This window comes from Flavobacterium sp. ENC, from assembly GCF_020991415.1.
Lineage (GTDB): Bacteria > Bacteroidota > Bacteroidia > Flavobacteriales > Flavobacteriaceae > Flavobacterium.
Genome location: NZ_JAJMOY010000003.1, coordinates 37,271 through 58,548, shown reverse-complemented (window position 1 = coordinate 58,548; position 21,278 = coordinate 37,271). Strand labels below are relative to the sequence as shown.

Below are 21,278 nucleotides of genomic sequence, written 5' to 3'. Positions count from 1 at the left end.
TGAGAGGGCGTATAATCGCCAGGTAAATTTTGCCCTCTCATCGGTCTGGTGGCACGCCCCTACTCTATTTTAGATTTCTGAGTTTAGATTTTTGATTTTAAACTTTCATTTCAATAAAATTTTGCATTACTTTTATACTAATTTTATAGAGTTAGTGCAATTAAAAAATACCCGTTAATTTAATTAACAAAAAATTAACATGACATTTGTATATACAACTATCAAAAGTTATACATTTGTATATACAAATTATACACTTACGACTATGACAATTGAAGAGGTTATAAAAAGTACAGTTAAGATGGATAATGCGAAAAAAGTTATTCTGAATATCATGTACACACAAAATGTGATTCAGGATCATTTCAACGAGTTGATAAGACCGTATGATTTATCCGGAGAACAATATAATGTGCTGCGCATATTGAGAGGGCAAAAAGGAAATCCTGCCAATATGTGTATGATACAGGAACGTATGCTGGCCAAAACAAGCAACACGACACGGCTGGTTGATAAACTTTTACTGAAAGATTATGTAACCCGGAATGTTTGTCCGGGCAACAGACGAAAAATAGAAGTTGCCATAACCCAGAAAGGACTGGATGTTTTAAAGGAATTAGATCCGAAAGTAGATGAACACGAGCGTTTATTTGCCGAAAATATAAGTAAAGAAGAATTAGAATTATTAAATATATTATTAGAAAAATACCGAACCAATAAACAAATTTAAAATTATGAGCACATACTTAGAAAGTTTAAATTGGAGATATGCTACAAAAAAATTTGATGCTGCCAAAAAAATCTCTGATGCTGATTTGAATACCATAAAAGAAGCGGTACGATTAAGCGCTTCTTCATACGGATTACAACCTTATAAAATTGTTATCGTTGAAAATCCGGAAATAAGAGAAAAACTGAAAGCTGCTGCTTACGGTCAAACCCAGATCACAGATGCTTCTCAATTATTTGTCTTTGCAAATGACGTAAATGTGGGTGATGAAGCCGTAAACAATTACATCAAAAATATCAGCGAAACAAGAGGTGTTCCTACCGAAGCTCTTGCCGGATTCAGCGACATGATGAAAGGTATGATTTCAGGTCTGCCGGCTGACGCAAAAAATACATGGACTGCCAAACAAACTTATATCGCTTTAGGCAACTTATTAAGTGCCGCTGCCGAATTAAAAATCGATGCCACTCCAATGGAAGGATTTAACGCTGCTGCATTTAATGAAATCTTAGGCTTAGACAAATTAGGCTTAAACGCTTCGGTTATTGCAACTGTAGGGTACAGACATAATGAAGATGATGCTCAGCATCATATAAAAGTCAGAAAATCACAAGAAGAATTATTTATCAAACTATAATTAATATTAATCCAAAATCAATTTTAACAACATGAAAAATTTAAAAACAATTGCAATAGCATTATTCGTAGCAGTGGCTAGCGTTTCAGTAAACGCACAAACAAAAAAAATCGATGTAAAAGCATCTACTATCAAATGGGTAGGTAAAAAAGTAACCGGAGAACATTCAGGTACAGTAAACTTTAAAGACGGTGCTGTAGTTTTCAAAGGAAAAAAATTAGTTGGCGGTAGCTTTACTGTTGACATGACTTCTTTAACTTCTACTGACTTAACAGGAGAATACCAAGGAAAATTAAACGGTCACCTTAAAGCTGACGATTTCTTCGGAACTGATAAATTCCCAACTGCTAAATTAGTTTTCAAAACTATCGGAGCTAAATCAACTGACGTTTATACGGTAACTGCTGATTTAACAATCAAAGGAATTACTAAACCAGTAACTTTTGACATCGCTGTAGCTGGAAACACTGCAACTACTGCATTCAAAGTTGACAGAACTAAATATGATATCAAATACGGTTCAGGAAATTTCTTTGAAGGTTTAGGAGACAAAACTATCAATGACGATTTCGAATTGACTGTAGCTTTAAAATTCTAATATTTCAGGCTTACTAGTTCATAATATTCAGAAAACCCCAATAGTTTATGCTATTGGGGTTTCTTTTTTGCTATATATTCAAAAAAATAACGTTCTTAATGTTTACATAACACTTTGGTAATAATGATCACCGTTTTGATTAACATGCACCCCTTAATTTTGGGTAATTAAAAAAATCAAAAACTAGAAATCAAATAGTTATGAAAACAAAAGTACAATTTGTCCTTATTACCCTTATCAGCAGTTTTTTTCTACACGCCCAACAACAAACCAAAGGAATTATTGGAACCAACAACTGGATGAATAACTGGACCAATTTTAAACCTGTTGCCAATGAATATGGTGAAGCTACCAATATAATTGCCGGCACAATAGATAAAGATACCAAACTCTTAAAACGCAATACCTATCAGTTAGTTGGCGTGGTATATGTGATCAATAATGCAACTTTAACAATCGAACCGGGAACTGTTATTCGAGGTGACGATAAAACATGCGGAACACTGGTGATCACTAATGGCTCAAAAATTATGGCCGAAGGTTTAGAAACTGATCCGATTGTTTTTACTTCAAACAAAGAAAAAACAGAACGAAAACCGGGCGACTGGGGCGGTATTATTATTTTAGGAAAAGCACCAATAAACACTCTTGGAGGATTGCACACTTTACCTTTTGACTTAGACCCTATTCTCAATCATTATGGCGGTCCAGATGCAGAAGACAATTCCGGAATTCTAAAATACGTACGTATTGAATATGCAGGAAGAAAATTAAGTGCTTTAAAAGAGCTTAACGGACTGTCTTTAGCCGGGGTTGGGAGAAAAACGGTTTTAAACAATATTCAGATTAGTTTTTCAAATGATGATTCTTTCGAATGTTACGGAGGAGATATTAATATGAGTAATCTGGTTTCGTACCGTACTACAGATGATGATTTTGACTTTACACAAGGAGCCCAAATCAATATCAGCAACAGTATTGCCATTCGTCATCCTTTCTCTTCAGACGTTTCCGGATCCAGATGTTTTGAAGTGGATTCTTATGATAAAATTCAAAATACAGATATGAGCAAGAAACTGACTCGTATAAATGCCAGTAATATTACACTTGTAAATCTGGAAGAAAACAATCAGGGATTGGTAAGAGAATCCATCCATATTAGGGAAAATACATTTTTCAACTTAACCAACAGCATTGTTTCGGGCTTTACTCCTTTTACTTTACTGGAGGAAAACATTGGAAGCAGTGATGCCAACTTATCAAAAATTACATTCAAAAACGTAATTGTAAACAATTGCAACGGAGGAATTACAAGTGAAGCAAGCGGTACAGATCCATCTATACAAAATTGGTATAACAAACCTGAATTTGGAATCGGATACACAAAAATGAAGAACAGCGAGTTGTTTACAATGCCAAATATCAAGGAAAATCCGGATTTCAGAGCGAACCAAAACAACACAATTGCAATTGGAAATTAAGCACTTAAAAGGCCTTTACTCCTTTAGAATTTAACAAATTTCTAAATTTAGAAAAGATTTTTTTAAGATTTTATGTGTTTTAATCCAAATTACATTTATATCTTTGTCACAACAAAAAAAGAAATGAGAACAATTTTAAACAATACTTGGTGGTGGAAGAATTTACGTCAAACGTCGTGAACAAAGCTTCCTATGGTACTGTAAAACTATAAATATAAAAGGCTTGTCATCACGACAAGCCTTTTTTTTTGGTCACAATCGAAATGAAAAATATTAAACTATAAAAAACGAAATACATTGAAGCCTTTTATACTCAACACACACTACAAACAAATTCTGGCAGACACAATTACGCCGGTAAGTATCTATTTTAAAATCAGGGATAAGTTTCCCAATAGTTTATTACTGGAAAGCAGTGATTATCACGGAAATGACAACAGTTTCTCTTACATCTGCTGTAATCCGATTGCTACGATTAAAATTGAGAATGAAATAATCTCAAAAACATTTCCTGACGGAACAACAGAAACCATTTCAATTGCGGCTTCAACCAATATTCCGGAGGTAATTCAGGAATTTTCAAGCCAGTTTAAATCGGAGAAAAATGATTTTAAATTCATCAACAATGGTTTATTCGGATACATCTCCTACGATGCTGTTCGTTATTTCGAAAAAGTAAGCATTGCCAAAAAAGACAACACTACTTCAATTCCAGATGTTTTTTATGCCGTTTATCAAAACATTATTGCGATTAATCACTTCAAAAATGAAGCCTATATCTTCTGCCACAGCGTAGATGGAACAAACAATATTTCGGAGATCGAACAATTGCTGCAGTCCAGAAATATCGCCTCTTATAAATTCACTAAAGAAGGCGAAGGATTTTCGAATCTGACGGATGATGAATTCAAACATAACGTGGCATTGGCCAAGAAACACTGTTTCCGTGGCGATGTTTTCCAATTGGTTTTATCACGTCGTTTTACACAAGGTTTTAAAGGTGACGAATTTAATGTATACAGGGCTTTAAGAAGCATTAACCCTTCTCCCTATTTATTCTTTTTTGATTACGGAGATTTCAAAATATTCGGTTCTTCTCCCGAAGCTCAGATTATTGTAAAAAACAGAAAAGCTGAAATTCATCCGATTGCCGGAACATTCAAAAGAACCGGAAATGACGAACGCGATGCACTTTTAGCCAAAGAACTTTCGGAAGATAAAAAAGAAAACAGTGAACATGTGATGTTAGTCGATTTGGCCCGAAATGATTTAAGCCGAAACGGTCACGATGTAAACGTGGAGAAATACAGAGAAGTTCAGTTTTTTTCGCATGTCATTCACTTAGTTTCAAAAGTGACAGGTCATTTGCATGAAAAAGCGACTACCATGCAGGTTGTTGCTGATACTTTTCCGGCAGGTACTTTAAGCGGAGCACCGAAACACAGAGCGATGCAATTAATCGAAGATTACGAAAAAACCAACCGTAATTTCTACGGCGGTGCTATCGGTTTCATGGATTTTGAAGGCAATTTTAATCACGCGATCATGATTCGGACTTTCCTTAGCAAAAACCACCAGTTGCATTGTCAGGCCGGCGCCGGAATTGTCGCCAGTTCAGATGAGGAAAGCGAGATGCAGGAAGTTTATAATAAGCTACGAGCGTTGCATACCGCGTTAGAAATGGCCGAGAAGATTTAGTGTTCAGTAGCTCCTGATTAGTCGCAATTGCAGTCACAGTCACAGTCGCAGTCGCAACCTGAAACCTGAAACCTGAAACAAAAACAAACCAACCATAAAAACCATGAAAAAAGCACTATCACTTTTAATTTTAATACTCACTATTTCGGCTTGTACTTCAGACAAAAAGCCAAATCCTATTGAAGGAACCTGGCGTTTGATATCGGCAGAAACCACAGAGAAAGATTCGACTTTTTCGACTTTCAATTCCAAAACAAAAATGATTAAAATTATAAACGATTCGCACTTTGCTTTTTTCAATCATGATTTACATAACGGCAAAGATTCCACAGCCGCGGTATTTTTTGGCGGAGGCGGAAAATATACGTTGAAAGACAGTATTTATACCGAAAATCTCGAATATTTTAATAACCGTCAATGGGAAAACAACAAGTTCGAATTTGTAGTAAAGGTTAAAAATGACACGCTGATTCAAAAAGGAATAGAAAAAGTGGAAAAACTAGGCGTTGACCGCATTATTGTCGAGAAGTACGTTAGAGAAAAATAAAAATTTAGTTTCAGGTTTTCTTTGTTTCAGGTTATTGGAACGTGAAACAAAGAAAACCTGAAACCTGAAACAAAAAAATAAAGATGAAAAAAATATTAGTTATAGACAATTACGATAGTTTCACTTACAACTTAGTGCACTATTTAGAAGATTTAAATTGCGAAGTTACCGTTTACCGAAACGATGAGTTTGACATCGACGAAATTGCTTCTTTCGATAAAATATTGCTTTCGCCCGGACCGGGAATTCCGGATGAAGCGGGCTTATTAAAAGCAGTAATTCAGAAATACGCTCCGACAAAAAGTATTTTAGGCGTTTGTCTGGGACAACAGGCAATCGGAGAAGTTTTTGGAGGGACACTTTCGAACCTTGATAAAGTCTATCACGGCGTTGCCACCAACGTCAAAACAGTAGTCTCCGATGAAATCCTGTTTGAAGGTTTAGGAAATGAATTTGAAGTAGGACGTTACCACTCCTGGGTAGTTGATGCCAATTTGCCTGAAGTTCTTGAAGCAACTTCAATCGATGAAAACGGCCAAATTATGTCGCTAAGACACAAAACTTTTGACGTACGAGGCGTTCAGTTTCACCCGGAAAGCGTTTTAACACCTAATGGAAAAAGGATTTTAGAGAATTGGGTAAAGAGTTAGTGACAGTTACAGTCTCAGTTTACAGTCTCAGTATTTAGTCTTTCCGACCGCTATTGGGATCAGACAGTTTAAAAACTTAGAACCTTAGCCTCTCAGCAACTTAGAACCTCAAAAAAAATGAACATAGAAATTTTAGAAACCAGAGAAATTAATCTCGAAGACATATTAGTACTCTACAAAGAAAACGAATGGAGTTCGGCCAATAAACCTAACGAATTGTATAACGCTCTTTTGAATTCCGAAACGTTAATAACCGCCTGGGAAGGGGAAAAACTGGTTGGGCTTGGCAATGCGATTTCTGATGGATATTTAACAGTTTATTATCCACATTTATTGGTGCTCCCCGAATATCATGGAAAAGGAATCGGGAAACTGATTATGGATAAAATGCAGGAGAAATACAGTCACTTTCACATGCAAATGTTAACCGCAGACGGAAGAGCTGTTGACTTTTACAAAAAGAACGGATTTGAGCGTGCAGGAAAAACAGAACCCATGTGGATTTATCAGGGAAATGAACATTGAAAAAAGCAGATAGTCTCAGTCTCAGTCTCAGTTTACAGTCTTAGCAGAAAACTTAGAACCTCAAAAAAATGAAAAATATATTAAATAAATTAATCAACCACGAAGTGCTTACCAAAGAAGAAGCAAAAAACGTACTGATTAATATCTCAAGCGGAGCTTATAATCCGAGTCAGATTTCGGCTTTTTTAACCGTATTTATGATGCGCAGTATCACGATAGACGAACTTTCCGGTTTTCGGGAAGCACTGTTGGAATTATGCGTTCGTGTTGACTTATCGGCTTATAATACGATCGATTTATGCGGAACGGGTGGTGACGGAAAAGATACGTTCAACATTTCGACTCTAGCTTCCTTTATCGCTGCGGGAGCCGGAATAAAAGTGGCAAAACACGGGAATTACGGAGTTTCGTCTATTTCCGGATCCAGTAATGTCATGGAAAAAATGGGCATCAAGTTCAGCAATGACCCGGACTTTCTGGAAAAATGTATCGATCTGGCCGGAATTTGCGTTTTGCATGCACCATTATTTCACCCGGCAATGAAAAATGTGGGGCCGATCAGAAAAGAACTGGCTGTAAAAACATTCTTCAATATGTTAGGGCCAATGGTAAATCCGTCGTTTCCTAAAAATCAGTTGGTAGGTGTTTTCAATTTAGAGTTAGCCAGAATGTATGCTTATTTATACCAGAATACCGATGTCAATTTTACCATCCTGCATTCGCTTGACGGTTATGATGAAATTTCGCTAACCGGTCCGACAAAAATTATCACGAGCATTATGGAAGGCATGATAAAACCGGATGATTTTGGTGTTCGCCTTTTAGCACAAAGCGAAATCGAAGGCGGAAGAACAATCGAAGAATCAGCAGAAATGTTTACCAGTATCATTTCCGGAAAAGGAAGCGAAGCCCAAAATAATGTGGTTTGTGCAAATGCTGCAATGGCGATTGCAACGGTAACAAAATGCTCTCCACAGGAAGGTTTTAAACAGGCGAAAGAAAGTTTATTCTCCGGAAAAGGATTAAAAGTATTGAACAAACTGAAAGAATTAAGCAAGTAAAAAAATAGTTTCAGGTTTCAGGTTTCAGATTGTTGGAACGTGAAACCTGAAACCTGAAACAAAAAATAAACCATGAATATTTTAGATAAAATTATCTTCGATAAACAACGGGAAGTTGTCCTTAAAAAATCTATCATTCCGGTTTCACAATTGGAAAATTCGGTATTTTTTGAAAGAGAGACGATCTCCTTAAGTCAAAAATTAAGACAAAGTACAACCGGGATTATTGCAGAGCACAAACGCCGTTCGCCTTCAAAATCAGTAATCAATCATAATTTTACAGTGGAAGAAGTGGTGAAAGGATATGAAAGTGCAGGTGCCTGCGGAATTTCTGTTTTAACAGACGGAAAGTATTTTGGCGGTTCGCTGGACGATTTACTTTTAGCAAGAGCTTGCGTAAATATTCCGCTTTTGCGAAAAGAATTTATTGTAGACGAATACCAGATTCTGGAAGCCAAAGCTTTTGGAGCCGATTTGATTTTACTGATCGCAGCGGTATTAACCCGCGAAGAAATCAAGTCATTGTCCGGATTCGCCAAAAAGCTAGGTTTAGAAGTTTTACTGGAAGTTCACAATCAGGAAGAATTAGAAAAATCGATTATGCCAACCCTTGACATGATTGGTGTGAACAACCGAAACCTGAAAACCTTCGAAGTAAGCCTGGATTTCAGCAAACAGCTGGCCTCCAAAATTCCGGATGAATTTGTAAAAGTCTCCGAAAGCGGCATTTCATCGGTTGAAGCCATTTCTGAACTAAGACCTTATGGGTATAGTGGTTTTTTAATCGGGGAAAATTTTATGAAAACCGATAATGCGGGAAAAGCCGCAAGGGAATTTATTGGGAAGCTGTAGGCTGTAGGCTTTAAGCACTGCGCTTTTTTCAACATTATTAAAATTAGCCTACTGCCTAAAGCGTAAAGCCGTTTCTCAACATTACTATAATTAGCCTAAAGCGTAAAGCTTACAGCTTAAAGCATTAAAAAAAATGAAACTAAAAATATGCGGAATGAAATATCCCGACAATATTCTCGAAGTGGGAGCTGTCCTGCCTGATTATATGGGCTTTATTTTCTACGAAAAATCCGCTCGCTATTTTGACGGAACGATTCCGGAACTGATCAAAACAATCAAGAAAACAGGTGTTTTTGTAGATGCCACTGTCGATTATATCATGTCGAAAGTCAACAAATACCATTTGCAGGCTGTTCAGCTGCACGGAAATGAATCCGTTGAGTTCTGTCAGGAATTAAAAAAGAAAATCGATGGCAAAATTGATGCGAAAGTCGAAATCATAAAAGTTTTTTCCGTTGGTGAAGATTTTGATTTCGACATTTTAACTCCTTTTGAAAAGTTATGTGATTATTTTTTATTCGATACCAAAGGAAAATTACCCGGCGGAAACGGAACCACTTTCGACTGGACGATTTTAGAAAAATACAAGTCGGAGAAACCGTTTTTCTTAAGCGGCGGTATCGGAATTGATGAAATACCGATGATAAAAAAACTTAAATTACCCATTTATGCCATTGATATAAACAGTAAATTTGAGATTGAACCCGGATTAAAAAATATAAAATTGTGCAGAGAGGCCTATATAGAAACACACGCCAGTGCATCCGTACGTGCCCGTCTCCAGGAAATAAAAAACAAATAAATTATGAATTATAATGTTAACGAAAAAGGATACTACGGCGAATTTGGGGGAGCTTACATTCCCGAAATGCTGTATCCGAATGTAGAAGAGTTACGCCAGCAATATTTAAAAATTATCGCTGAACCGGATTTCAAAGCAGAATTTAACCAATTGCTAAAAGATTACGTTGGACGTCCCAGTCCGCTTTATTTCGCCAAACGTCTGTCTGAAAAATACAATACCAAAGTCTATCTGAAAAGAGAAGACTTAAACCATACCGGAGCACATAAAGTCAACAACACTATCGGGCAAATACTCGTTGCCAAACGTCTGGGCAAAAAACGAATTATTGCAGAAACCGGTGCAGGCCAGCATGGTGTGGCAACAGCAACGGTTTGTGCCTTGATGGGACTGGATTGCATTGTGTACATGGGCGAAATTGACATTGCACGCCAGGCTCCGAATGTGGCAAGAATGAAAATGTTAGGCGCAGAAGTGCGTCCGGCGCTTTCGGGTTCAAGAACCTTAAAAGATGCTACAAACGAAGCCATCCGTGACTGGATTAACAATCCGGTGGACACGCATTATATTATCGGATCTGCTATTGGTCCCCATCCTTATCCGGATATGGTAACCCGTTTTCAGAGTATTATCTCGGAAGAAATAAAATGGCAGCTGAAAGAAAAAGAAGGGCGCGAAAACCCTGATTACGTAGTTGCCTGTATCGGTGGCGGAAGTAACGCAGCGGGAACTTTTTATCATTTTTTACATGAGCCTGAAGTGGGTATCATTGCTGTTGAGGCTGCCGGAAAAGGCGTCAACAGTGGTCATAGTGCTGCAACGAGTAAGTTAGGAAAAGTAGGGGTTATTCACGGTTGTAAAACACTTTTGATGCAGACTCCGGACGGACAAATTACAGAGCCCTACTCTATTTCTGCGGGTCTGGATTATCCGGGAGTCGGCCCCATGCACGCCCATTTGGCACAAACAGGCCGTGGCGAGTTCTTTTCCGTAACCGATGACGAAGCGATGAATGCCGGTTTACAATTAACAAAATTAGAAGGAATTATTCCGGCGATCGAGAGTGCACATGCCTTTGCCGTTCTGGACCAGAAAAAATTCAAACCAACCGATGTTGTAGTAATCAGTCTTTCAGGTCGCGGTGACAAAGATTTAGACAATTATATCGAATACTTTAAATTATAATAAAAGTTGTAATTTGGGCGTTCCCCAAGGGTCGGGTTATTCGCTAAATCTTTTATTTTTTAAAGAAAAAAACAAAAGGATACCGCTGCTACCCCTAACGCCTACCAGTAACAACAAAAAACAACATTTATGGAACAGCTATTTTCTTATGGAACATTACAGTCAAAAGAAATTCAGATGCAGGTTTTTAATAAGATTTTGCCCGGAACACCGGACCAGCTGACAGGTTATAAACTAAAGGATTTAAAAATAGAGGAAGAATTTGGAATGACAGATTATTTTGTAGCCATGCCCAGCGAAAATACTTCCGATTTTATAAAGGGAATTGTGTATACGATATCCAGCAAAGATCTGGCAAAAGCAGATTTATTCGAATCTAATGCCTACAAAAGAGTTCAGATCAAACTGAAATCTGGCGTAACGGCATGGATTTATATTGAAAGTTAAAAATCGAAAAAAGAAAGATTCTTTAAGAAACCTCAATCAATAAATATAAAAAACAATACATCATAATGATTTTAGCAGCAGCACAAACAAAACCAAAACGTGGAGATATAGCCTCTAATTTATTGGATCATTATCGTTTGATCGGACTGGCTGCAGAAAAAGGGGCCAATTTAATTGTATTTCCGGAATTGTCTATTACAGGTTACGAAAGAGAAAATGCAGCGGAATTAGCGTTTACAAAAGACGATTACAGGATAGACCATTTAAAAGAACTGGCAGTCGATTATAATATTACCATTGTCGCGGGTGCTCCCATTCAGAATGAATCAGAATTGTATATCGGTGAATTTATTATTTTTCCCGATAATTCGGTTTCAATCTATACCAAACAATTTTTGCATGAAGGGGAAGATGAATTTTTCCAGCCTTCTTTTGATTATAATCCGATGATTACGATTGAAGATCATAAAATTTCGTTTGCTATTTGTGCCGACATAGACAATCCGCTTCATGCCGAAAATGCCGGTAAAAAAGAAACTTCGGTTTATATCGCCAGTATTTTCTTTACACCAAACGGGATTCCAAATGCATATCGTGATTTACAAAGTTATGCCCAAAAACATCAAATGAATGTTCTGATGTCTAATTTCAGTGGTGAATCCTGGGGTTATCCTTCAGGCGGAAAAAGTGCTTTCTGGAACAACAACGGAGAACTGGTTGCACAAATGAACGATTCGGATTCCGGGCTTTTAATTGTAGAAAATCAGGGCGATAACTGGACGAGTACAATTTTAAAAAATTAGAAAAATAATGCCACAGATTTCACAGATTAAAATGATTTTTTTAATTCATCTGCTTAATTTGATCTGTGAGAATCTATGAAATCTGTGGCAAAAAATAAAAGTTAATAAAATACCTAACAGGTTTTGTAAACCTGTCAGGAGAAAAAAAATATAAAATGAACAGAATAACTCAAAAATTACAGGAAGATAAAAAGATCCTTTCTATTTATTTTTCGGCGGGATATCCTAATTTAAACGATACGGTTCAAATCATTCAGGACTTAGAAAAAAACGGAGTGGATTTAATTGAAATTGGTTTGCCTTTCAGCGATCCTCTGGCAGACGGACCAACAATTCAGGCAAGTTCGACACAGGCTTTGCATAACGGAATGACAACGCAGATTCTTTTCGATCAGCTGAAAGACATTCGCGAAAGCGTAAAAATCCCGTTGATCATTATGGGCTATTTCAATCCGATGTTACAATACGGCATTGAGGCATTCTGCAAAAAATGTGCTGAAATCGGCATTGACGGATTGATTATTCCGGACCTTCCGGTTGATGTTTATGCAGACGAATACAAACCTATTTTCGATAAATACGGTTTAATAAACGTGTTTTTGATTACACCGCAAACGTCAGACGAGCGCATTCGTTTTATTGACAGCGTTTCAAATGGCTTTATTTATATGGTAAGTTCAGCAAGTGTTACGGGTTCCCAATCCGGTTTTGGAAATGTTCAGGAAGATTATTTCGAAAGAATTGCAGGCATGAACCTGAAAAATCCACAAATCATTGGTTTCGGAATTTCGAATAAGGAGACTTTTAACCAGGCCACAAAATTTGCCAAAGGCGCTATTATCGGGAGTGCTTTTATTAAACATTTGAGTGAAATTGGTTCTGGCAAAATTTCGGAATTTGTTGGAGGGATCCGATAATCAGCAACATTTACAATTATTTTGTACATTTGAATAAAATCAATTATCATGGATTTAGAAGCCCGCAAAATATCTTTCGTTCAGGAATTCCTAAGACTTCAAAGTGAAGAAATAGTCATTGATCTTGAAAACTTGCTTCATAAACAAAAGGTTAAACTTTTAGATCAGGAAATGAAAGCAATGAATATGGAACAATTTAATAAAGAAATTGATCAATCCTTAGATGATGCCGGAAATGCACGAATTGTATCTGGAAAAGACTTAAAATCTAAAATTCAAAAATGGGGCTAACTGTTTATTGGACTCAATTTGCAGAAAATAAACTTGAAGACATTTTTGAATATTACAAATTTAAAGCTGGGATAAGAGTTTCACAAGATTTAGTAAATGGTATAATTGACAGTTCGCTATCTTTAGAAATTAACCCTTATGGCGGACAAAAAGAAGCCCTTTTATCTGAAAGAATCGAAGATTTCAGGTATATAGTTTTTAAAAATTACAAAATTATTTATTGGATTGATGAAATAAAGCAAATCGTATTTGTATCTACTATTTTTGACACAAGACAAAATCCTCAAAAACTTTCTTCAGGAAAATAATCCTTCTTTTTCCTAATTATTTTTAACACAATATTATCTTAAGGCAACTACATGGTTTTCTGTTAATATTGTGTTAAAAATAAATTAAACAAGCGTTTAAATTAAACGCTTGTTTAATTTTGTACCCGATTATAAATGATACCATGTCTAAAGTCGAATTAAACGATAAAAAAATTCAGATCCTCGAGGTCGCGGAGAAGCTATTTTCCGAGAAAGGATTTGAAGGTACATCCATCCGGGATATATCGAAAATGGCAAAAATTAATATTGCCATGGTTTCGTATTATTTTGGTTCTAAAGAAAGATTACTGGAGGCTTTACTTCTATACAAAACTTCTGACTTAAAACTGCAAATCGAACTTTTATTGCACGAAAATCTGGAACCCCTTGATAAAGTCAATAAATTAATCGAAATTTACATTAACCGAATTAATTGTAACAGAGGGATTTACAGGATTTTACATTTTGAACTTACTTCTAAAAAAAGAGAAGAAAATCTTGCTGCCTTCACTGAATTAAAAAAAGGGAATTTAAAATCCCTGGAAACAATCGTAAAGGAAGGCCAGTCAAAAGGGATTTTCAGAAAAGATGTCATCATTCCGTTGATCACTCCGACGATAATGGGAACTTTTTTTCACTTTCACATGAACAAACCTTTCTTTGAGGAACTTTTAAATTTAAATACAGAAACGTTATACAACGATTATATTAAAAACAGTCTTACAAAGCACATTCAACAAACTATAAAAGCGCTACTTGTTTATGAAAATTAGTCAATTAATGCTCTTTGGGATTTTCTTTATCGGAATATCATCAATAGAAGCACAAGAAAAAACAAGTTTAACCTTAGACGAAGCCGTTAAACTGGCCTGGGAAAAAAGTAACGAAGTTACTCTTGCCAACACTAAGGTAAACTCAAGAAAATATGAGTTACAAACGGTTAAAAACAACCAATACCCTGATTTAAAAATTCAAGGGCAGTACCAAAGGTTAACAAAAGCTTCCATCGACATGCACAATGACGAAGCAAGTGCAGAGCCAATGGCTTCTCCGGATCGCGCCATGTTTGGTATGGCCAATCTGAGCCTTCCTATTTTTTCCGGATTTAAAATCCAGAGCAGTATTGAAGCTTACGATAATCTTTATGAGGCCGAAAGTGCCAACGCAGCCAAAACCAAGGAAGATGTCGCATTACGTGTAATCACTTATTACACTGCTTTATACAAAGCACAAAAAACACTGGATCTTTTAAACGAAAATCAAAAACAGGCGCAGCAGCGTGTAACGGATTTTACGGAACTGGAAAAAAACGGAATCATTCCAAGAAATGATTTACTGAAAGCGCAGTTATTGGTTTCCAAAACGAAATTATCTATTGATGAAGCGAATAACAACATCAATAACATTAATTTTTACCTGACTACGCTGTTAAAATTAGACCCGACAGTAAAGCTTCAGGTGAATGAATCTGATTTCTTCAATTTAAAAACTACCAATGCCCCTACTTCAGATGCTTTAGCGCTGGAAAGCAGAAAAGATTTAGAAGCTATTCGTTTTCAGCAAAAAGCCAGTGAAGCGAATATTAGAGTTGCAAAATCAGGATATTATCCTTCTCTTGCCTTATTGGGTGGCTATACGGCGTTAGACCTTAAAGATTTTATTACGGTAAAATACGCTATGAATTTTGGGGTTGGCTTAACGTATGATTTATCCGGAATCCTGAAAAACAGTGCTCATGTACGTGAGGCTGAAAGCAAAGCCCTGGAAGTAAAAAATACCGAAGCGGTTATGACCGACCGAATTAAAGTAGAAGTTCAGAAATCTATTGAAGATTACAGCTTAGCGATTAATCAAAGTGTGGTTTATGACGAAGCACTTCAACAGGCAGAAGAAAACTACAGACTTGTAAAAGACAAATTTGACAATGGTTTATCGGATACCAATGACCTGGTTGAAGCTGACGTTGAACAACTAAATGCGAAAATAAACACTGCTTTATCTAAAGCAGCCATTATTCAAAAATATTACGAATTACTGTCAGTATCAGGACAATTATCACAATCATTCAATCTTTCTAAAATATAATCGATAGCTCTCATGGAAAAGAAAAAAACAAATACGAAATTCATCATTATACTAACCGTTTTGGTTTTAGTGGGCGGAACTTACGGAATAACAAAATACATGCATTCACAAGGTCACGAAGAGACAGATGATGCCCAGATCGAGAAAAAAATGAACCCGATTATCCCAAGAGTATCCGGTTATATCAGCAAAGTTTATGTGAAAGATAATGATTTTGTAAAAAAAGGAGATACTTTATTTACCATTGACAAAAGAGATTACCAATTGAAAATTGACGAAGCAAATGCGGCCCTTTTAGGAGCTGAAGGCCAATACGAAGCTGCAAAAGCTGATATTGGAAGTGCTTACGCAAGCATTTCTGTTTCTGATGCCAATGTGAAATCTGCGGGTGGTTCTATCGAAAGTGCAAAAATCAGATTGAGACAACTTACAAATGATTTTAATCGTTACAATAATTTGTATAAAACACATACGATTACAAAACAGCAATTTGAACAGGCTCAGACTGCAAAAGACGAAGCTGAAAACCAGGTACGTGTTTTGGAACAACAACAAAGAGCAAGTTCCTTTCAAAAATCGGTAATTCAGTCTAAATCCAAAGTTTCTGACAAACAAACTGAAGTGGCTGCTGCCAACATCAAAAAAGCAAAAACAATGCTTGATGTTGCCAAACTAAACCTTACGTATACTGTTGTAACAGCAGCCATTGACGGTCAGGTTTCTAAAGTAGATATTCAGCCGGGACAACTGGTACAGCCGGGACAATCTTTATTTTATATCATCAATAATACGGAAGCTTGGGTTGTCGCTAACTTCAAGGAAACACAATTAAACAAAATGGTTGTGGGCCAGAAAGTAAGCTTAAAAGTAGATGCTTACCCGAACTATGAGTTTAAAGGAACTTTAACTTCTTTTTCTCCTGCAACAGGATCACGTTTTTCTTTATTACCTCCTGATAATGCAACAGGAAACTTCGTGAAAACGATTCAGAGATTACCAGTAAAAATTAGCTTAGACGAATCAAACGATCCTGAGAAAGTAAAATTATTACGTCCGGGAATGAATGTTGATGTTGACGTACATTTAAAATAATAGAATGACAGCAGTACAAGGAGATGATGATTTAGTAGAATACGGTTACAGACGTGTTATTATCACGATTACAGCAGTACTTTGTGCTTTGCTTGAAATCGTTGATACGACCATTGTAAACGTAGCGCTAACAGACATGAGGGGTAGCCTTGGTGCTACTTTGACTGATGTGGCCTGGGTTATTACAGCATACGCCATTGCGAATGTTATTGTAATACCGATGACGAGCTGGCTGTCACAGCAATTTGGACGACGTAATTATTTTGTGGCCTCTATCATTATATTTACCGTTTGTTCATTTTTATGTGGAAATGCCAGTAATATCTGGGAACTAGTAGCTTTTAGGTTCGTTCAGGGTATGGGCGGAGGTGCCCTTCTTGTAACGGCACAGACAATTATCACAGAAAGTTATCCTATAGCAAAACGTGGTATGGCTCAGGCTATTTACGGAATGGGTGTAATTGTAGGTCCGACTTTAGGTCCGCCTTTGGGAGGATATTTAGTAGATAATTATTCCTGGCCCTATATCTTTTACATCAATATTCCGTTAGGAATTATCGCTACTATTCTGGCCCTTACTTTCGTAAGAAGCCCGAAATATGGAGAAAAATTAAAAGCAAATCAGGTTGACTGGTGGGGAATTGTTCTTCTGGCCACTTTTATCGGATCCTTACAATTTGTTTTAGAGCACGGGCAGCAGGATGACTGGTTTAACGATCCTTTAATTACAGCATTAAGCGTACTTACGGTTTTTGGATTAATATTATTTATCTGGAGAGAGCTTACGTACAAACACCCAATCGTAAACTTAAGTGTTTTAAAAGACGGAAACTTACGAATCGGAACCATAATGTGTTTTATCCTTGGTTTCGGTTTATACGGATCCACCTTAATTATTCCGATTTATACGCAGTCTATTTTAGGATGGACAGCGACTGATGCCGGATTATTACTGATCCCGGGTTCGATAACAACAGCGATCATGATGCCATTTGTCGGAAACATGATTCAAAAAGGGGTACCTCAGGGCTATATGGTTGGAGTAGGATTTTTAGTTTTCTTCTTCTTTACCTTTATGATGCAAACCCGAATTACACCTGATACCGGTGTAGAACATATGTACTGGCCATTGATTTTGAGAGGAATCGGTTTAGGATTACTTTTTGTACCTATTACGACACTTTCGCTTTCGACATTAAAAGGGAAACATATTGGTGAAGGAGCTGCTTTTACCGGAATGATGCGCCAGTTAGGCGGTTCATTTGGTATTGCAATTATTACCACTTTTATTACCCGTTTCAGCCAGGAACACAGAGTTAACCTGATCAATCGTATCGATCCTTCAAAATACGATGTTCAACAACGTATTGCCGGAATGCAGAGAGCCTTTATGTCTAAAGGATATAGTGCAGATGTTGCGCTTAAAAAAGCGTATCAGGCAATTGATTACTCCATTTTAAAACAAAGTACCGTAATGTCATATATTGATATTTTCATGTACTTGGGAGTAATGTTCTTATGTTGTATACCGATTATTCTTTTCATCAAGAAAGGAAAAAACAAGATTAATCCCGCAGATGCGATGCATTAATAATAATTATAATAATTGATTTATAATACGAAAAGCCGGGCTCTTAATTGATCCCGGCTTTTTTATTTTCGCTTCTTAAATATATAATATTCTAATGAAAATTTGGCTAAAGCCTTTCATCGATTTACATCGTATCTCCAGCTAAAGCTGGAGGCAATTGAGTTCCAAGCTGGATCTAAATCCTAATTGAGACAATAATAAAAGCATTAGAAACGTAGCCCCTCAGCAACTCAGACCCTTAAAAAAAACCTCTGAGCCTTTGCAACTTTGCCCCTTTGAATCTTCCAAAACGAAATCCTAAATAGAATTGAAGTAATAACCAAACCTTAGTAGCTTAGCCCCTCAGCAGCTCAGACCCTTAAAAAAAAACTCTGAGCCTTTGCACCTTTGCCCCTTTGAACCTTCCCAAAAAAACCTATCTCGTAAACACCAAATGATTTCCCTTCGAAAGATTCGCATCAAACTGGTATCCTTCATAATTGAACCCTTTCAGGTCATCAATAGTTTCCGCATTGGTATCGATGATATAACGCACCATCATTCCCCTTGCCTTTTTAGCGAAGAAACTGATTATCTTTAGTTTTCCATCTTTATAATCTTTAAAATCAGGTGTGATTACAGGCACTTTTAAAGCTTTCACATCAACAGCCGAAAAATATTCATTACTGGCCAAATTTACGAACAACTCCCCTTTTGACAACTCTTTGTTCAACGCTTTCGTAACGGGACCTTTCCAGAAATCATGTAAATTTTTATGCTCTCCGATGGGCAGTTTCGTCCCCATTTCGAGACGGTAGGCCTGCATAAGATCCAGCGGTTTTAAAACGCCGTAAAGACCCGATAAAATTCTTAACTTATCCTGTAAGACCTCCATTTTCTCTAACGGAATTGTATAGGCATCTAAACCGGTGTAAACATCACCATCAAAAGTATAAACTGCCGGACGTGCATTTTCAGGTGTGAAAGGCGTTTTCCATTTCTGGTTTCGCTGCCAGTTTAAGTCGGCCAGTTTTTCGGAAATTGACATTAATTCCGCTAAGTCAGCTGGTTTTTTGGGTTTTAAAACTTTGTGAACCTGACGCGCTTCTTTTAGGAAAGCGGGTTCTGTATATTTTGCAGTGGGCAATTCTTTTTCAAAATTTAACGACTTCGCAGGCGATATAACAATTTTCATTTGTGCATTTTTAAGTGATTCAAAAATACAAATTGAATTGCTAAAAAAACAGCATTGCAATTGATTTGTTTGATACTACCATAATTCCCGTTTACCGGCTTTTTTTGCCACCAATTACACGAATTTCCGCTAATTTTTATTTTTGGGAAATGAAGTATGATCCGTGAAAATTTGTGGAACTCGCGGCAAGCTTTTTTTATTTCATAAAATTCTGCACTTTAAACCGTGAATTTCTTCAAAAAAGTGAGCAATAGATTATAATAGGCATTTTCTATGTTGTAAATTTGCAGGCGTTCGATTCTCTTCAGAACTCAACGCTCTATTTAAAATTCTTGAATTCGTGGCTATACAGACAAATTATAAAACAGCTTTACAACATAAAATTTTCGGAATCATTTCGCAGGCCTCTAAGGAACTAAACGTTGACACTTACGTTATCGGCGGCTTTGTACGTGATTTGCTTTTAAACCGTGGTTCTAAAAAAGACATTGACGTTGTAGCAGTGGGCAGCGGAATAGAACTGGCCTTAAAAGTATCTGAGTTACTTCCTAAAAAACCAAAAGTCCAGGTTTTTAAAACTTACGGAACTGCGATGTTACGTTTTGAAGATACGGATATTGAATTTGTTGGTGCCCGAAAAGAATCCTATAATTTTGAAAGCAGAAACCCGCTTGTTGAAAACGGAACTCTGGAAGACGACCAGAATCGTCGTGATTTCACTATAAATGCTTTGGCTCTATCCTTAAACGAAAAAACTTTTGGGGATCTTTCCGATCCTTTTGGCGGTCTCGCTGATTTAGAAAATAAAATCATCAAAACACCTTTGAATCCAAGCATTACGTATTCTGATGATCCGTTACGCATGCTTCGTGCCATCCGTTTTGCTACGCAGTTAGGTTTTGAGATCGAAAAGAATTCACTGGACGCGATTAGCAAAAATGCCGACAGGATAAATATAATTTCCGGAGAAAGAATCGTGGACGAACTGAACAAAATTCTTTCTACAGATCAGCCATCCACCGGATTTTTACTTTTATATAAAACCGGGCTTTTAGATCTTATTTTACCTGAATTAACAGCATTGAACCAGGTAGAAGAAATTGAAGGCCACACTCATAAAAATAACTTTTACCACACGCTTGAAGTTGTCGATAATATTTGTCCAAACACCGATGATGTCTGGCTGCGCTGGTCGGCTTTGCTGCACGATATCGGAAAAGCACCGACAAAACGTTTCAATAAAAAACAGGGCTGGACTTTTCACGGACATGAATTTCTGGGTGGAAAAATGGCTAAAAAAATCTTTGAACGCCTTCATATGCCTTTAAATCACAAAATGAAATTTGTGCAAAAAATGGTGATCATGAGCTCGCGCCCAATTGTTCTCGCTCAGGATATCGTAACCGACAGTGCTGTTCGCCGCCTGGTTTTTGATGCAGGAGAAGATGTAGAAAATTTAATGACACTGTGCGAAGCCGATATTACTACCAAAAACCCGTCAAAGTTTAAAAAGTACCATAAAAACTTTGAGATCGTCCGCAAGAAAATTGTCGAAGTGGAAGAACGCGACCATGTACGTAATTTCCAGCCGCCAATCTCCGGAGAAGAAATTATGGAATATTATAATTTAAAACCTTCACGAGAAATCGGTGTTTTGAAAGAAGCCATTAAAGAAGCTATTCTCGAAGGGGAAATTCCAAATGAATATGACGCTGCTTTTGCCTTTATGCAGAAAAAAGCGCAGAAAATGGGATTAGTTAAAGTATAGTTCATTCCTGAGATTATAGCGGATTTTATTTAATTT

23 protein-coding genes are annotated in these 21,278 nt (G+C 36.9%); 22 read left to right on the top strand and 1 reads right to left on the bottom strand.

The genetic code is table 11. From position 1 onward, the window contains the following. Positions 1 to 265 precede the first annotated feature (265 nt). The 21 genes from LPB89_RS09110 to LPB89_RS09010 all read left to right on the top strand — a co-directional run bounded on the left by LPB89_RS09110 (position 266) and on the right by LPB89_RS09010 (position 18,300). Positions 266 to 730 (top strand): MarR family winged helix-turn-helix transcriptional regulator, encoded by a 465-nt coding sequence (locus tag LPB89_RS09110; protein ID WP_127339519.1) that lies wholly within the window; start codon positions 266 to 268, stop codon positions 728 to 730. A gap of 4 nt (positions 731 to 734) precedes the next feature. Next, positions 735 to 1,367, top strand: coding sequence for an NAD(P)H-dependent oxidoreductase (locus LPB89_RS09105; protein WP_230701444.1), 633 nt, complete (start codon positions 735 to 737; stop codon positions 1,365 to 1,367). Between the two features lie 31 nt (positions 1,368 to 1,398). Next, positions 1,399 to 1,965 (top strand): YceI family protein, encoded by a 567-nt coding sequence (locus LPB89_RS09100; RefSeq protein ID WP_154339149.1) that lies wholly within the window; start codon positions 1,399 to 1,401, stop codon positions 1,963 to 1,965. Positions 1,966 to 2,165: 200 nt separating this feature from the next. Further along, positions 2,166 to 3,446: a hypothetical protein gene (locus LPB89_RS09095; protein WP_230701443.1), complete on the top strand. Its 1,281-nt coding sequence runs from the start codon at positions 2,166 to 2,168 to the stop codon at positions 3,444 to 3,446. 297 nt (positions 3,447 to 3,743) lie between these two features. Further along, a complete protein-coding gene (locus LPB89_RS09090) occupies positions 3,744 to 5,144 on the top strand; it encodes an anthranilate synthase component I family protein (RefSeq protein WP_230701442.1) in 1,401 nt (466 codons plus the stop codon). A 103-nt stretch (positions 5,145 to 5,247) separates the two neighbouring features. Next, positions 5,248 to 5,691, top strand: a complete 444-nt coding sequence (locus LPB89_RS09085; RefSeq protein ID WP_230701441.1) for a hypothetical protein — start codon at positions 5,248 to 5,250, stop codon at positions 5,689 to 5,691. Positions 5,692 to 5,774: 83 nt separating this feature from the next. Then, on the top strand, positions 5,775 to 6,341 hold the full coding sequence (locus LPB89_RS09080; protein WP_230701440.1) for an aminodeoxychorismate/anthranilate synthase component II: 567 nt from the start codon (positions 5,775 to 5,777) through the stop codon (positions 6,339 to 6,341). A gap of 117 nt (positions 6,342 to 6,458) precedes the next feature. Then, a complete protein-coding gene (locus tag LPB89_RS09075) occupies positions 6,459 to 6,866 on the top strand; it encodes a GNAT family N-acetyltransferase (RefSeq protein WP_230701439.1) in 408 nt (135 codons plus the stop codon). 68 nt (positions 6,867 to 6,934) lie between these two features. Continuing rightward, positions 6,935 to 7,927, top strand: a complete 993-nt coding sequence (gene trpD, locus LPB89_RS09070; protein WP_230701438.1) for an anthranilate phosphoribosyltransferase — start codon at positions 6,935 to 6,937, stop codon at positions 7,925 to 7,927. A gap of 72 nt (positions 7,928 to 7,999) precedes the next feature. Next, a complete protein-coding gene (trpC, locus tag LPB89_RS09065; protein WP_230701437.1) occupies positions 8,000 to 8,779 on the top strand; it encodes an indole-3-glycerol phosphate synthase TrpC in 780 nt (259 codons plus the stop codon). A gap of 133 nt (positions 8,780 to 8,912) precedes the next feature. Further along, positions 8,913 to 9,581 carry a phosphoribosylanthranilate isomerase gene (locus LPB89_RS09060; protein ID WP_230701436.1) on the top strand — a complete coding sequence of 223 codons (669 nt, stop codon included), beginning with the start codon at positions 8,913 to 8,915 and terminating at the stop codon, positions 9,579 to 9,581. Between the two features lie 3 nt (positions 9,582 to 9,584). Continuing rightward, on the top strand, positions 9,585 to 10,766 hold the full coding sequence (trpB, locus tag LPB89_RS09055) for a tryptophan synthase subunit beta (protein WP_230701435.1): 1,182 nt from the start codon (positions 9,585 to 9,587) through the stop codon (positions 10,764 to 10,766). A 129-nt stretch (positions 10,767 to 10,895) separates the two neighbouring features. Then, a complete protein-coding gene (locus LPB89_RS09050; RefSeq protein WP_127339507.1) occupies positions 10,896 to 11,213 on the top strand; it encodes a gamma-glutamylcyclotransferase family protein in 318 nt (105 codons plus the stop codon). A gap of 65 nt (positions 11,214 to 11,278) precedes the next feature. Then, complete coding sequence (locus LPB89_RS09045; RefSeq protein WP_230701434.1) at positions 11,279 to 12,016, top strand: carbon-nitrogen hydrolase family protein; 738 nt, start codon at positions 11,279 to 11,281, stop codon at positions 12,014 to 12,016. Positions 12,017 to 12,171: 155 nt separating this feature from the next. Next, the gene (gene trpA, locus LPB89_RS09040; protein ID WP_230701433.1) at positions 12,172 to 12,933 is read left to right on the top strand and encodes a tryptophan synthase subunit alpha; all 762 of its coding nucleotides are present in this window, start codon (positions 12,172 to 12,174) and stop codon (positions 12,931 to 12,933) included. A 48-nt stretch (positions 12,934 to 12,981) separates the two neighbouring features. Then, on the top strand, positions 12,982 to 13,224 hold the full coding sequence (locus LPB89_RS09035; protein WP_230701432.1) for a hypothetical protein: 243 nt from the start codon (positions 12,982 to 12,984) through the stop codon (positions 13,222 to 13,224). After that, the gene (locus LPB89_RS09030) at positions 13,215 to 13,532 is read left to right on the top strand and encodes a type II toxin-antitoxin system RelE/ParE family toxin (protein ID WP_230701431.1); all 318 of its coding nucleotides are present in this window, start codon (positions 13,215 to 13,217) and stop codon (positions 13,530 to 13,532) included. The genes LPB89_RS09035 and LPB89_RS09030 overlap by 10 nt, the downstream gene beginning before the upstream one ends. 143 nt (positions 13,533 to 13,675) lie before the next feature. Continuing rightward, entirely contained in the window at positions 13,676 to 14,305 is a 630-nt protein-coding gene (locus LPB89_RS09025; RefSeq protein ID WP_127339503.1) for a TetR/AcrR family transcriptional regulator, read from the top strand. Beyond that, the gene (locus LPB89_RS09020) at positions 14,295 to 15,617 is read left to right on the top strand and encodes a TolC family protein (RefSeq protein ID WP_230701430.1); all 1,323 of its coding nucleotides are present in this window, start codon (positions 14,295 to 14,297) and stop codon (positions 15,615 to 15,617) included. Before LPB89_RS09025 ends, LPB89_RS09020 begins: the two co-directional genes overlap by 11 nt. A gap of 12 nt (positions 15,618 to 15,629) precedes the next feature. Continuing rightward, on the top strand, positions 15,630 to 16,709 hold the full coding sequence (locus LPB89_RS09015) for an HlyD family secretion protein (RefSeq protein ID WP_230701429.1): 1,080 nt from the start codon (positions 15,630 to 15,632) through the stop codon (positions 16,707 to 16,709). A gap of 4 nt (positions 16,710 to 16,713) precedes the next feature. Further along, a complete protein-coding gene (locus tag LPB89_RS09010; protein WP_230701428.1) occupies positions 16,714 to 18,300 on the top strand; it encodes an MDR family MFS transporter in 1,587 nt (528 codons plus the stop codon). Between the two features lie 415 nt (positions 18,301 to 18,715). Here LPB89_RS09010 and yaaA read toward each other — a convergent pair whose 3' ends face one another. Beyond that, complete coding sequence (gene yaaA / locus LPB89_RS09005) at positions 18,716 to 19,474, bottom strand: peroxide stress protein YaaA (RefSeq protein WP_230701427.1); 759 nt, start codon at positions 19,472 to 19,474, stop codon at positions 18,716 to 18,718. Positions 19,475 to 19,814: 340 nt separating this feature from the next. Between yaaA and LPB89_RS09000 the strand changes: the two genes are divergently transcribed. Then, the gene (locus tag LPB89_RS09000; protein WP_230701426.1) at positions 19,815 to 21,242 is read left to right on the top strand and encodes an HD domain-containing protein; all 1,428 of its coding nucleotides are present in this window, start codon (positions 19,815 to 19,817) and stop codon (positions 21,240 to 21,242) included. Positions 21,243 to 21,278: the final 36 nt, after the last annotated feature.

Excerpts from the sequence above, each read along its gene's own strand:
- LPB89_RS09110 (WP_127339519.1), top strand. The coding sequence starts at position 266 with ATGACAATTGAAGAGGTTATAAAAAGTACAGTTAAGATGGATAATGCG.
- LPB89_RS09105 (WP_230701444.1), top strand. The coding sequence starts at position 735 with ATGAGCACATACTTAGAAAGTTTAAATTGGAGATATGCTACAAAAAAA.
- LPB89_RS09100 (WP_154339149.1), top strand. The coding sequence starts at position 1,399 with ATGAAAAATTTAAAAACAATTGCAATAGCATTATTCGTAGCAGTGGCT.
- LPB89_RS09095 (WP_230701443.1), top strand. The coding sequence starts at position 2,166 with ATGAAAACAAAAGTACAATTTGTCCTTATTACCCTTATCAGCAGTTTT.
- LPB89_RS09085 (WP_230701441.1), top strand. The coding sequence starts at position 5,248 with ATGAAAAAAGCACTATCACTTTTAATTTTAATACTCACTATTTCGGCT.
- LPB89_RS09080 (WP_230701440.1), top strand. The coding sequence starts at position 5,775 with ATGAAAAAAATATTAGTTATAGACAATTACGATAGTTTCACTTACAAC.
- LPB89_RS09075 (WP_230701439.1), top strand. The coding sequence starts at position 6,459 with ATGAACATAGAAATTTTAGAAACCAGAGAAATTAATCTCGAAGACATA.
- trpD (WP_230701438.1), top strand. The coding sequence starts at position 6,935 with ATGAAAAATATATTAAATAAATTAATCAACCACGAAGTGCTTACCAAA.
- trpC (WP_230701437.1), top strand. The coding sequence starts at position 8,000 with ATGAATATTTTAGATAAAATTATCTTCGATAAACAACGGGAAGTTGTC.
- LPB89_RS09060 (WP_230701436.1), top strand. The coding sequence starts at position 8,913 with ATGAAACTAAAAATATGCGGAATGAAATATCCCGACAATATTCTCGAA.
- trpB (WP_230701435.1), top strand. The coding sequence starts at position 9,585 with ATGAATTATAATGTTAACGAAAAAGGATACTACGGCGAATTTGGGGGA.
- LPB89_RS09050 (WP_127339507.1), top strand. The coding sequence starts at position 10,896 with ATGGAACAGCTATTTTCTTATGGAACATTACAGTCAAAAGAAATTCAG.
- LPB89_RS09045 (WP_230701434.1), top strand. The coding sequence starts at position 11,279 with ATGATTTTAGCAGCAGCACAAACAAAACCAAAACGTGGAGATATAGCC.
- trpA (WP_230701433.1), top strand. The coding sequence starts at position 12,172 with ATGAACAGAATAACTCAAAAATTACAGGAAGATAAAAAGATCCTTTCT.
- LPB89_RS09035 (WP_230701432.1), top strand. The coding sequence starts at position 12,982 with ATGGATTTAGAAGCCCGCAAAATATCTTTCGTTCAGGAATTCCTAAGA.
- LPB89_RS09030 (WP_230701431.1), top strand. The coding sequence starts at position 13,215 with ATGGGGCTAACTGTTTATTGGACTCAATTTGCAGAAAATAAACTTGAA.
- LPB89_RS09025 (WP_127339503.1), top strand. The coding sequence starts at position 13,676 with ATGTCTAAAGTCGAATTAAACGATAAAAAAATTCAGATCCTCGAGGTC.
- LPB89_RS09020 (WP_230701430.1), top strand. The coding sequence starts at position 14,295 with ATGAAAATTAGTCAATTAATGCTCTTTGGGATTTTCTTTATCGGAATA.
- LPB89_RS09015 (WP_230701429.1), top strand. The coding sequence starts at position 15,630 with ATGGAAAAGAAAAAAACAAATACGAAATTCATCATTATACTAACCGTT.
- LPB89_RS09010 (WP_230701428.1), top strand. The coding sequence starts at position 16,714 with ATGACAGCAGTACAAGGAGATGATGATTTAGTAGAATACGGTTACAGA.
- yaaA (WP_230701427.1), bottom strand. The coding sequence starts at position 19,474 with ATGAAAATTGTTATATCGCCTGCGAAGTCGTTAAATTTTGAAAAAGAA.